Genomic DNA, 11,677 nt, shown 5'->3' on the forward strand with positions numbered 1-11,677 from the left:
CCCGCCTTATGTCCACGGCACACGTTCAAAGGGTAGCACTGACGTTTACGGCGTGGAAATGGGAGACCACGATCACCGCCAGCTTGCAATCTTGCTTAATAGCTGCAAGGCTAGGGTCGTGCTGAGTGGCTATCCTTCACCACTTTATGACGATCTTTACAAAGGGTGGCGATGCGTCGAGTTCGACATTGCGAACCACGCTGCGGGCGGCAAGACCAAATCACGCGAGAGGGAATGCCTTTGGATGAATTTCTAGGAGGTCCGAGCGATGGCAGAGCTTGTTACGTGCCATTGGTGCCACCAACCGGCCGAACCGGATGACATCTGCGAGACGTGTGGCGGCTGTGCAGTGTGTTGCTGGGAAGACGCACATTGCCACATCTGCGGCCAGTCGATGGTAATGTGTATGGAATCTTATTGTGGCGGGAATGAGACACTCGACGCCGAGCGAAACTGACGCATTTCTTGGCCGGCTGCCCCGCTGCCGCTTTCAACTCAGCCTGCGGACATTGCTGATCGTCGTGACGGCGGCATTTGCCACCTGCTAAGATGCCGGCATGGACGAGAAGCCCCGCGAGCCGCTCCATAAGCGGAATTACATCTGCCGAGAATGTGGCAAGATTCGCCGAGCACCGGCGCATTTTGTGCCAAACGGGCCATCGCCTCCGGAATGCTGCGCCGACAAAATGAAGCTGCTCGACCATCAGCAGACCGTCGCGGCGAACCGCCTGACTGCAAAAGAGCGCGTCGATTGGCTGCTTGGTGGCGGTAGGGTCGTTAAGGCGCGGGGAACTCGCCAATGGAAGCCGGGCTGATAGTCTGTGCCCTCGTCCACCCACCAGCACATTGTTCACCCAGCAAAGATATCTCAGTTCTCGAACCTGAAATCTCCCCCCATGACGACTGCAGCATCCAAAACCGCTTCGCGATTTGCCACGCTCCGATGGCTGGGCGGGACCGACGGGCATTTGCGGCTGATCGATCAGACGCGGTTGCCGGGAGAGCTGGTCGAGATAGATTGCTACGACGTCGAGGCGGTCTGGGAGGCGATTCGCTCGTTGCGGGTGCGCGGCGCGCCGGCGATTGCGATGGCCGCCGCGTATGGCGTTTGCCTCGGATTGCAGCAGGCGGCGAGCGGCGATGAAGCGACGTTCTTCGCCCGCTTCGACGAGGTGGCCAGTTACTTGGCGTCGAGCCGTCCGACCGCGGTCAATCTCTTCTGGGCGCTGGAACGGCTGCGGCGAGTGGCGGAGAGCGGCCGCCGGACGACCACACGATCCGACAGATCGCAAGACAGACTCATCTCCCTCCGGGAGAGGTTGGGTGAGGGGAAGGCGGCGCGTGGCGGCGATTCCCCTCACCCCGGCCCTCTCCCAGAGGGAGAGGGAGAAGCGTTCTCACCGGCCGCGATCCTGCGAGAGCTGCTCGACGAAGCCCACGCCATTGTCGAAGAGGATCGCCAAGTCTGCCGCGCGATTGGCCGGCATGGCGCCGAGTTGCTCGCCGATGGTCAAGGAGTTTTGACACATTGCAACGCGGGCGGCCTGGCCACTGCCGATTATGGTACGGCGTTGGCCGTATTCTTCACGGCTCACGAATCCGGCAAGCGGCTGCATGTTTACGCGGACGAGACCCGCCCGCTATTGCAAGGCGCTCGGCTCACAGCCTGGGAGCTGCAACAACGCGGGATTGATGTCACCTTGATTTGCGATTCGATGGCGGCCAAAGTGATGCGCGAGGGACGGGTTCAGGCGGTTGTCACTGGGGCGGACCGGATCGCCGCGAATGGCGACACGGCGAACAAAATCGGCACGTATGGAGTTGCGATCCTGGCCGCGGCCCACGACATTCCCTTCTACATCGCCGCGCCACTCAGCACGTTCGACCTTTCGATCGCCTCGGGCGAGCAAATCCCGATCGAGCAGCGCAGCCCGGAAGAGATCACTCATGGCTTCGGCCGCCGAACTGCCCCGGAAGGGATCGATGTCTATAACCCGGCCTTTGACGTTACCCCGGCCCACTTGATCCGCGCCATCATCTGCGAGCGCGGCCTGATCCAACCAGTCACGCGCGAACGGATCGCGCAAGTCGTCGTTGGTTAAAGCTTCGCAACAAATCGAGGATTTTCGACACTTGTCAACGATCCGTTTCGTACTTTGCCCTTCGGCCTTCGTACTTCCCTAATCCCTCGCCCCTCATCCCTGGCCCCTTTTTCATGGCTCGCTGGCCCCGACACGTTTGGACGACGATTTTTACCTATCTGGTGATCTTCATCGGTTTTCCACTGCTTTGCCTGTTAGCTCACGCCTGGGTGCGCGGATGGCACTGAAACCAGCGCTTGAAAAGCGATTGGCCGAATTTGGCCAGCAAGATCTGCTCGCCTTTTGGGATGAGTTGAGCGAGGCGGAGCGTCGCGGGCTGGCCGAGCAAATCGCGCAGGTGGATTTCTCCACGATCGCCGACTTGACGAAACGGCAACAGCAAGCGGCCGACTTCGCAGCGCTGGCGGCCAGAGCTGAGACCCCCCAGGCATTTCGCTTGGGCGCTAGCGACAATCAGTTCACGCCCGCCCAGGCGCGCGAGGCAGGGGCCGCAGCGCTGGCTCGCGGCGAAGTTGGGGCAATCCTTGTTGCCGGCGGACAAGGGACTCGTCTCGGATTTCCGCATCCCAAGGGGATGTTTGCGATCGGCCCGGTCTCGCGCGCTCCTCTGTTTCAAGTCTTGTTCGAGAAGCTGTTAGCGATCGGGCGGCGCCACAAAACGCGCCTGCCGCTATATCTGATGACCAGCCCCGCCACGCATGCCGAGACGGTCGCCTATCTCGGCGAGAAGCAACGATTCGGTTTGGCGGCAGACGATGTGCATTTCTTCTCCCAAGCCCAGATGCCGGCTGTTGAAATCGGCACAGGCCGACTGCTACTGGAAGACAAAGCTCGCCTGGCACTCAGCCCGGATGGACATGGCGGCATGCTCGCGGCACTGGCCAAGAGCGGCGGCCTAGCCGACATGGCCCGCCGTGGGCTGCGGCGCCTGTTCTATTTCCAGGTGGACAATCCGTTGACGACGGTCTGCGACGCCGAGTTCATCGGCTATCACATGCTGGCCCGCTCCGAAATGACGCTGCAAGTGGTGGCGAAGCGCTATCCGCTGGAGCGCGTGGGGAATGTCGTCTCGGTCGATGGGCGGCTGCAAATCATCGAATACAGCGATCTGCCCGAATCGGTCGCGGTGCTCAAGAATCCCGACGGCTCGCTGCGCTTCTGGGCGGGCAGCATCGCCGTGCATCTGTTCGACCTCGCGTTTCTCGAACGGATGCAGCACGACGCCGGCGGGCTGCCGTTTCACATCGCCCGCAAGAAGGTCGCTCACATCGACTCGGCTGGGAACCGAATCGAGCCGCAATCGCCGAACGCGATCAAATTCGAGCGGTTCATCTTCGATCTGCTCCCTCATGCGGCTCGTTCTACGATTGTCGAGATCGATCCGGCCATAGGTTTCGCGCCGGTGAAAAACGCCCCTGGCGAAAAACAGGACACAGCCGCGACGGCCCAAGCGGCGCTGATCGCCCTGCACACGGGCTGGCTTCGCGAAGCGGGCGCGGTCGTTGCGGCGGGCACGCCAGTCGAGATCAGCCCGCTATTCGCCCTGGATGCCACCGATCTTGCCGGAAAGCTTGCTCCCGGTTTGCCCGTGACTCAGCCGACGTGCTTCTCCTAGATTAGAGCCGGAATTAAGAACCCAGGCGAAAGAACGAGCAAACGGTTCCCCAACCCGCCATTTAGACCAGTTGCAAGCCGCCAGGGCCATGTCGACCGCGCCGTTGCCGACCTTTTGCGTCGAATTGGTCAAGCCTGACGGCGCCGTTCGGGAATCTCGCGATCACTTCCAGTTCGCCGCCCAAGGCCCTAACAATCCGGCGGAGCGTCGAAATCTGCATGTCAGATTGTTTTTCCAGCTTGGATAGGCTCGGTTGCTTGATCCCGATCAAGTCCGCGATCTGTTTTTGGCTCTTGCCAGCGAGTTCCCGAATCTCACTCAGCAGTAGTTCTCGCAGCAATTCCCGCTCACGAGCAGCCGCTCGCTGCCGGGTTGATTTCGTGGTCGTCCGTCGGACCAATTCATCGAATGATTTTGCCATGTTACTTCTCTTTTTTCTTGGCCTTGATTGTCGCCAAATGCGCGTTGTAGCCCATAGGCAATGGTGGTTCAATAGCCTTTAGGCTATACCGGTTGCATGTCAGGGACCGCGCTAAGCCCGTTTCTCACCTAGCCGCCAAGATTCCAACCGTATTGAGCATGACGCCTCGCCCCGATTTTGCAAAAATAGACAATGACAAAGTGAAGTTCGGCGTCTGACTTGCGCACGGCTTCGATATTCCTCATTCTGCATTTCTTTGACCGCCATTTATGCTTCACGCCGTAATCATGGCCGGCGGTTCCGGCACTCGATTTTGGCCCGAGAGCCGAGCCGATCGGCCAAAGCAATTGCTTGCGCTCACTGGGCCGCGGTCGATGATCCAAGAAACGATCGATCGGCTGGGGAGCTTGGTTCCACCGGAATGCACGCTCGTGGTCACCGCCGCGCGTCTGGAAGAGGCGATGCGACGGCAGTTGCCGAATCTGCCGCCCGACGCCATCATCGGCGAGCCGTGCAAGCGCGACACGGCCCCTTGCATCGGGTTGGCGGCGTTTCGCGTCAGCCGCGACGATCCCGACGCCACGCTCGTCGTGATGCCGGCCGATCACGTGATTTCGCCCGCCGACGAATTTCAACAGGCCATCGTGCAAGCCGCTCGGCTGGTCGAGCAGGCGCCGGACCAGATCGTCACGTTCGGCATCCGCCCGACCTATCCGGCCGAGAGCTTCGGTTATATCGAGCGTGGCGATGCGCTCGATGAGCCGGGCACGTTCGCGGTCGCGCGGTTCCGCGAGAAGCCACCGTTGAGCGTTGCTAAAGAGTATCTGGCGGCGGGCAACTTTTACTGGAACTCCGGCATCTTCATCTGGAAAGCCCGCACGATCCTTGAAGCGCTCGATCGCCACGAGCCGGAAATGCACGGCCATCTGCGGACGATCGCGGCGGCCGAGGGAACGGCCGCTTTCGCCGCGGTTTTTGCCCGCGAGTTCGCCGCGATTCGCGGCGTGTCGATCGACTATGCGGTGATGGAGAAAGCCCGCAACGTGGCGGTGATCGAAGCGCCGTTCGAGTGGGACGACGTGGGAAGCTGGCACGCCATCGCCAGGCTCCGCGGCGCCGACGCTCAGGGGAACACGATCTGCGGCAAACATCTTGGGCTGAACACCGAGGGGACGATCGTGCGCTCGACCGACGATCATCTCATCGTGACGCTCGGTCTCAAAGATTGCATTGTGGTCCACACGCCCGACGCAACACTCGTGGCCAACCGCCGCGACGAAGAATCAATTCGCCAGATCGTGAAGCTACTCGAGGAGCGCGGATGGCGAGAGTATCTGTAGGGATGAGTGGTGAGGGGCGAGGGACTTGCAAGCGGCAGCTCGGCGCAGCGGTGAAACTATGAACGTATCTGAAGCGCACGATCTGTGCCGAAAGCAACACCCACCGCGCGGCGCTGCTTCTCTCACCCCTTGCACCTCGCCCCTCACCCCGGTACTCGTGGTTCTCGCGGCGTTCGTTGTTTGCCGTGACGCTGCGGCCGCCGATCCGCCGGACAAAGCCAGCAAGCCGAACGTGGCGACGCCGACGCTCGGCGGCATGCAATTCTGGACCGATGAGTTGCTGTTTCGCGATTGGCGCATCCAACGCAACGTGCTTACCGGCAACTATCGGCTGCTCGATGAGGGCGACGTCCGCCGCGCGTGGGGGTCGTTCGCGGTTTGCCGCGCCAAGCTCGATGAGATCAGACTCGACGATCTCAAGCGCGACGTGACCAAGCGCGATCGGTCGCTGGAGCCGATGCGCGGCAAGGTCGTGATCCTGCTGCACGGCCTCGGCCGAACTCGCTCCTCGACTCGCCACCTGGCCAAGTTCCTCAGCGAGCAGAGCGATTTCACCGTCTTGCAATTCGGCTACGCGAGCACTCGCGCCGACGTGGCCGAACATGCCAAGAGCCTTGCGCGCGTGATCGAGAACCTCGGGCCAGTCGAGGAAATCGACTTCGTCGCCCATAGCCTCGGCAATCTAGTCGTGCGGCATTATCTCGGCGACGAAATCGAGCGGACCGAGGGACATCGCGCCGATCCGCGGATCAAACGGATCGTGATGCTCGCTCCGCCGAACAACGGCGCGAAGCTCGCGCAGCTCTTGGGAGACAACAAGCTGTTCAAATCGATCGCCGGTCCGCCGGGGAGCGAATTGGGGCGGCATTGGACTGAACTGGAAAGGCATCTGGCGATCCCGACCTGCGAATTCGGGATCATCGCCGGCGGCCGCGGCGAGGAGCACGGCCACAATCCGCTCTTGCAAGCGGACGACGATCTGATCGTAACCGTTTCTGAAACAAAACTGCCCGGCGCGCAGGATTTTCTCGTTTTGCCGGCCTTTCACACTTTCATCATGGACGAGCCTAAAGTGCAGGAAGCGACGCTCCGCTTCCTGCTGCACGGCTATTTCGAATCCGAGACCGACCGCCATCCGTTGGCCCGCGATGAAGCAAGTCGGGACATTCCATGACGTCGCGTCGATCGGCCGCTGACAAATCGACCCCGGGCCGCTTGGCCGGAATCGACTACGGCACCGTGAGGATCGGGATCGCCGTGACCGATCCGGAGCAACGATTGGCTAGCCCGTTTGAGAACTACACGCGCCGCGGGGAAGCGGCGGACGCGGCCTATTTCAAACGCCTGGCCGCCGACGAACGGATCGCGCGGTTCGTCGTCGGATTGCCGATCCACCTCGACGGCCGCGAGAGTCAGAAGTCGGCGGAGGCGCGGAAGTTCGGCGCTTGGCTGGAGCAGACTACTGGCGTCCCGGTCGTGTTCTTCGATGAACGGTTCACCTCCGCCGAGGCCGAACATCATCTGACTGCCGCAAAGATGACCAAGAAAAAGCGCAGGGCGCGGCTCGACAAGCTGGCGGCACAGATTCTACTCGCAGCGTATCTGGAGTCCGGAGAACGCGGAAGGGCGCGACCAGAGGGATTGGACGATTGAGAACGTGTTTTGACAGGATTAACGGGATTAGCTTTGGATGGGCCTCTGCTTGTGAGCGGCGGCCTTGATTGAGTTCCTCGTATGACCAAGTTGATCCTCGGTTGCGGGTATCTTGGGTTGCGTGTCGCGCGTCGGTGGCTCGAGGCGGGAGAGGTCGTTCACGCCGTGACGCGCTCGCCCGAGCGCGCCGCCGAGTTCGCTCGGCAAGGATTGAAGCCGATCGTGGCCGATGTCGCCGAGCCGGATATGCTCGCCGGCCGATTGCCCGAGGCCGAAACCGTGCTCTACGCGATCGGCTACGACAGTCGCGCCGGCCGGTCGCGCGAGGAAGTCCAACTCGCGGGGCTCGAATCCGTCCTGGATGCGCTGCCGCCGCGGACTGGTCGGCTCGTTTACATCAGCTCCACCGGAGTGTATGGACAAATGAGCGGCGAGTGGGTGAATGAAGATTCGCCGTGCCTGCCGACGCGCGAGGCTGGCCGCGTCGCGCTGGCTGCCGAGGAACTGCTCGCCCGGCATCCGCTGGGCGAACGGACGTTTGCGCTGCGTTTGGCCGGAATCTACGGTCCCGACAGAATCCCACACCGCGGCGACCTTATGGCCGGCCGGCCGATTTCCGCCATGTTGGAGAGCTATCTTAATCTGATCCACGTGGACGACGCGGCCGCAGCCGTTTTGGCTGCCGAAGCGCACGGCCAGCCGCCGCGAATGTTTCTGGTATCGGACGGCCATCCAGTGCGGCGCTCCGATTGGTTTGCGGAACTGGCCCGCCTCTTCGCCGCCCCGCCGCCGCGTTTCGAGCCGCCTTCGCCCGAAGCGCTTGCCGCAAGCCGCTCGGGAACCGACAAGCGGATTTCTAACGCCCGGATCGCATCGGAATTGCACTTTTCTCCGCGATACCCGTCGTATCGCGAGGGGCTGGCATCGATCGTGCGCGAGCTGGACACCATAGACGATTCTTAACCCCGGTCGCTCGGCCGCGCCTTGCCTGCATCTCATCGCCCTTCTACAATCCGTTTCATACTTGGCACGTGTTGCTTGCGCGCCAACCGGTTTCCGACGCTCCCAGCAGGCGCGCTCCGATTCGCCCTTCGGTCTGAGCCTCAGGGTCGAAGACAAGCAAACCGGCTAACGAGCGATTTCCCGACCTCCGACCTCCGTTTTTCGACCTCTGATGCTCGCCCGCAAGCCCGTCTTTCCTCATGTGATCGAGATCAACCACCAGGCCGGGCAACGGCTGGGGTGCAATGTCTATTTGATCTTTGACGCCAATGAATGGGTCTTGGTCGATGTCGGCTTCCAGGACACGGCCGATGAGATTCTCGAGCTGATTCGGCAGCTTGATTTCCCGTTCTCCAACTGCAAGGCGATCATCGCCACGCATGCCGACGTCGATCACATCCAGGGCCTGGCCCATTTCAAGCAAGCGCTCAAGACGACCGTCTCGGGCCACCGGCTGTCGGCCGAGGCGCTCGCCAAAGGGGACCTGATCAAGACGTTTGCCGAAATCGACGCCCAGAACATCCACATGGAAATGCCGCCGGTGCAGTTCGAGCAGCTCATCGACGAGGGGGACGCCGTCGCGGTCGGCGGCCAGCGGCTCGAGGTCTGGCACACGCCGGGTCACACCGACAGCCAGCTTTCCTTCCGCCTGGGCAATCTGCTCTTCAGCGGCGACAATATCTATCGCGACGGCTGCGTGGGGGCGATCGACGCCCACCACGGCAGCGACATCCCCTCTTTCATCCGCAGCCTGAAGCGCATCCGAGCCAGCGACATCGAGTGGCTCCTGCCCAGCCACGGCCCGATCTTCCGCAAGGACAACGCGCTCTTGGACAAAGCGATCACCCGCCTCGAAACCTATCTCCACATGGCCGACTTCGGCACCTGCGCCATCGACTGGCCGCTCTTGGAGCAATGGGACAAGGAACTGGCGGGAGGGCAGATGCCGGAGTAATGTACCGGCAAATGAACAGCGTCGAATTGAGTCGCGCGCCAATTCGGCGGTTATAATCAATCGAAGGATCCGATCGGGAGGACTTGGTGGCCTCAAGAAAAAGAGTTGGCAAACACCAGCAGTGGAAATGCACGACAAAACCGCGCGGAAGTTGCCCCGCACAATGCCAGAACATCTTTACGGGATTCGGTCTGACGTTTCAGGACGCTAGAACTGCTTCAGAATCATCGTGCCAATCCGCTGGCTGCCATACGCCGGGCGGTAAGCCGTTCGGTTGCGACTGCGGGCACACAACGTGCAAACAAAGGCCGAATTGAAATGAAAGAGACACGGCCATGAGATTGAATCGGGTATTCAGATTTGTCGACGACGACCTCAATCAGGCGCTCATCACGCTAATCAGGAAAGCTCGAATCGAACATACCGTTGATACGGGCGGGGCTGTTCGCTATTCGCCTGGCGACCAGGATGTCGTGGAGAATAAACTGATTTGCAAAATTCGCGACAAAGTGTTTGGTTCGTGGCAAATCCTGACTTGCCCCAAGGAATGGATCGAGACGTACAAGCGATACATGGAAGTACACGGAATTCCATTTGAGGAAGAGCTTGCCGATGGCAAATCGTGGTTTCTCATTCCGCGAAAATACCGGCCCCACTCGTGGAAACTGGTTCAAGAAGAAAGCGTTCCAACACGCCCGAGATCCTTGGCGTCGTGAATCCGGCATCTTATCGATTGAACAAAAACGCCGGGCTATTAATCAGCGCCCAGGCGAGGTCTTGTGCGCCCAACAAGCGGGAGTTGGCGCGGTCGTTCGAGTGCTGGGCGACGGCTTGCGTGAGCCGGGCCAATTCGCCGTCGATCGAGCGATAGTAGGCGGCGACGTCCGATTTCTGCTCTTCGCCACGGTTCTCGGCTGGCACGGCCAGAATCTTGGCGACGTTCTCGGGCAATGGCGCGAGGCCGATCGGCCGCTTGGAAGTAGTCACCAAGAGCCGGAACTTGCCAAGCTCGTGCTGGCCGTCGCCGAACTGCTGATCGAGCGTGAAGATGAGCAAGCTGCCGCCGGCCGCGCCGATGTCTTCCTTGCACTCGAACACGGCCACGTGGTTCTTGCTCGTCTGTCCGTCCAGCGCCCAGCCAGTGGCTAGATTGCCGTCGATCGCTCCCGACACATGCCAGCCGGGCTGATTGTAGTCGGCCTGCGCGTTCTGTAGGGTGACGGGCTTGGCTTTGGCCGGATCGTTGTTCGGGGCCATTGTCAGCCGCAACTCGCTGAGCACTTGATTGCCATTGCCCGGCGCGCGGCCTGGCCCATTGTGCGGCAGCCGCGGGTCGGTGAGCGCTTCGAGGCGGATCGCCGTGATGCCGACCAGCTCGGTCGCGGCGACCAGCGTGTACGTGTCCTTAGCCAGCTTGCCGCTGGCGAAAACCGACAGATCCGCCTCTTGGCTGAGGGTCGCGCCCGCGGCGGATTTCGCGATCCCGATCTCAAGCGGCGTCCAGACCGGCACGGACAGTCGCTTCTCCCACTCGGCTTGTTTGGCCGCGAGCGTCTTCTCGTAGGCCGTCAGTTCCGCCACCAGTTTCGCATGATCGCCTTCGAAGGTGTTCAGCGTGTCGATCCCGGCCACCATTTCACGCTCCAGCGGCGGGCGACAGAGAATGCGAAGGAACAATTCCTCGACGAGCCGGGCGTCGTCCTTCTCGCTGGCCACGAGCTGCGTGAGGCTGTTGCTCGGCTCGTTGATCGCGCCGGCGATCGTCGGGCCGTTGATCAAGTTGAGCGCCTGGCCGAGCATCATGCCGCTGGAGCGTTCGCATTCGCACGAACTCTGCCGCGCCGCCCGGCCGAAGAGGTCCAAAAATCCGTCGGGCGAATTCACGCTCGGATCGCGCTCCTCCGCCGCCCGAGCGCCGGCCGGCATGCCGGAAAGCCGTCGCGTGGTGCCGGTCACCTGATACACCGCGTCGTACAACACCTCGGCCGGCAGCCGGCGGGCCGTGGCGTGCGAATAGTTCAGCGTGTCATCGGAGTTCCATTCGTTCGTCCCAACTGAAAGTTGATACGCCCGCGACTTGCAAATCAGCCGCTGCAAGCTCTGCACGTCGAAGCCGCTGGCGATGAAATCGGCCGTCAGTTTGTCGAGCAGCTCGGGATTCGTCGCCGGGTTGCCGGCCCGAATGTCGTCGATCGGCTCGATGAACCCCGGGCCCATCAAGTAGCTCCAGACCCGATTGACGTAGCTCTTGGCGAAGTACGGGTTCTTCGCCGAGGTGGTCCAATGGGCGAACTGCTCGCGGAGATTCTCGCCGGCCGAGGGCATGTCGTCGTGGGTGTATGGGAACTCGGGCGCCTGGACGACTTGCGTCGTCGGGTTCCGCACCTCTCCCGAATCGCCGTCGAAGATCACTTCGCCGAGCGCTTTGCCCCCTTCGACATCGGTGCCGCCGACCTTGGTTTTGGCGTATTGCGGATCGTCCTTGTGGCCGACCTTGGCGAAGAAGGCCGCGAGCTTCCAATGCTGGTTCTGCGTCCAGCGCTCGAAGGGATGATCGTGGCACTTGTTGCAATTGAACCGCACGGCGAG

At 61.6% G+C, this 11,677-nt stretch carries 12 protein-coding genes; 10 read left to right on the plus strand and 2 right to left on the minus strand.

The annotated features are described in order from the left end of the window. From VGY55_00675 to VGY55_00690, 4 genes are all read left to right on the plus strand, one after another. A partial coding sequence (locus VGY55_00675; GenBank protein HEV2968468.1) for a hypothetical protein occupies nucleotides 1-256 on the plus strand: 256 nt, incomplete at its 5' end. 301 nt (nucleotides 257-557) lie between these two features. After that, nucleotides 558-815, plus strand: coding sequence for a hypothetical protein (locus VGY55_00680; GenBank protein ID HEV2968469.1), 258 nt, complete (start codon nucleotides 558-560; stop codon nucleotides 813-815). An 81-nt stretch (nucleotides 816-896) separates the two neighbouring features. Further along, nucleotides 897-2,102, plus strand: a complete 1,206-nt coding sequence (mtnA, locus tag VGY55_00685; GenBank protein ID HEV2968470.1) for an S-methyl-5-thioribose-1-phosphate isomerase — start codon at nucleotides 897-899, stop codon at nucleotides 2,100-2,102. 217 nt (nucleotides 2,103-2,319) lie between these two features. Next, entirely contained in the window at nucleotides 2,320-3,717 is a 1,398-nt protein-coding gene (locus VGY55_00690) for a UTP--glucose-1-phosphate uridylyltransferase (protein ID HEV2968471.1), read from the plus strand. Between the two features lie 61 nt (nucleotides 3,718-3,778). On the opposite strand, the gene VGY55_00695 is transcribed toward VGY55_00690, so the two are convergent. Then, nucleotides 3,779-4,138, minus strand: coding sequence for a helix-turn-helix transcriptional regulator (locus VGY55_00695; GenBank protein ID HEV2968472.1), 360 nt, complete (start codon nucleotides 4,136-4,138; stop codon nucleotides 3,779-3,781). 269 nt (nucleotides 4,139-4,407) lie between these two features. On the opposite strand from VGY55_00695, the gene VGY55_00700 reads away from it, so the two are divergent. The 6 genes from VGY55_00700 to VGY55_00725 all read left to right on the plus strand — a co-directional run bounded on the left by VGY55_00700 (nucleotide 4,408) and on the right by VGY55_00725 (nucleotide 9,804). Then, complete coding sequence (locus tag VGY55_00700; GenBank protein ID HEV2968473.1) at nucleotides 4,408-5,478, plus strand: mannose-1-phosphate guanylyltransferase; 1,071 nt, start codon at nucleotides 4,408-4,410, stop codon at nucleotides 5,476-5,478. Nucleotides 5,479-5,536: 58 nt separating this feature from the next. Further along, nucleotides 5,537-6,652: an alpha/beta fold hydrolase gene (locus VGY55_00705; protein ID HEV2968474.1), complete on the plus strand. Its 1,116-nt coding sequence runs from the start codon at nucleotides 5,537-5,539 to the stop codon at nucleotides 6,650-6,652. Then, nucleotides 6,649-7,131: a Holliday junction resolvase RuvX gene (gene ruvX / locus VGY55_00710; GenBank protein ID HEV2968475.1), complete on the plus strand. Its 483-nt coding sequence runs from the start codon at nucleotides 6,649-6,651 to the stop codon at nucleotides 7,129-7,131. The genes VGY55_00705 and ruvX overlap by 4 nt, the downstream gene beginning before the upstream one ends. A gap of 81 nt (nucleotides 7,132-7,212) precedes the next feature. Continuing rightward, complete coding sequence (locus VGY55_00715) at nucleotides 7,213-8,094, plus strand: NAD-dependent epimerase/dehydratase family protein (protein HEV2968476.1); 882 nt, start codon at nucleotides 7,213-7,215, stop codon at nucleotides 8,092-8,094. A gap of 211 nt (nucleotides 8,095-8,305) precedes the next feature. Then, on the plus strand, nucleotides 8,306-9,088 hold the full coding sequence (locus VGY55_00720; GenBank protein HEV2968477.1) for an MBL fold metallo-hydrolase: 783 nt from the start codon (nucleotides 8,306-8,308) through the stop codon (nucleotides 9,086-9,088). A gap of 335 nt (nucleotides 9,089-9,423) precedes the next feature. Further along, the gene (locus VGY55_00725) at nucleotides 9,424-9,804 is read left to right on the plus strand and encodes a hypothetical protein (protein ID HEV2968478.1); all 381 of its coding nucleotides are present in this window, start codon (nucleotides 9,424-9,426) and stop codon (nucleotides 9,802-9,804) included. A gap of 10 nt (nucleotides 9,805-9,814) precedes the next feature. Here VGY55_00725 and VGY55_00730 read toward each other — a convergent pair. After that, a partial coding sequence (locus tag VGY55_00730) for a DUF1553 domain-containing protein (GenBank protein ID HEV2968479.1) occupies nucleotides 9,815-11,677 on the minus strand: 1,863 nt, incomplete at its 5' end.

Source organism: Pirellulales bacterium (assembly GCA_035939775.1).
Taxonomy (GTDB): domain Bacteria; phylum Planctomycetota; class Planctomycetia; order Pirellulales; family DATAWG01; genus DASZFO01.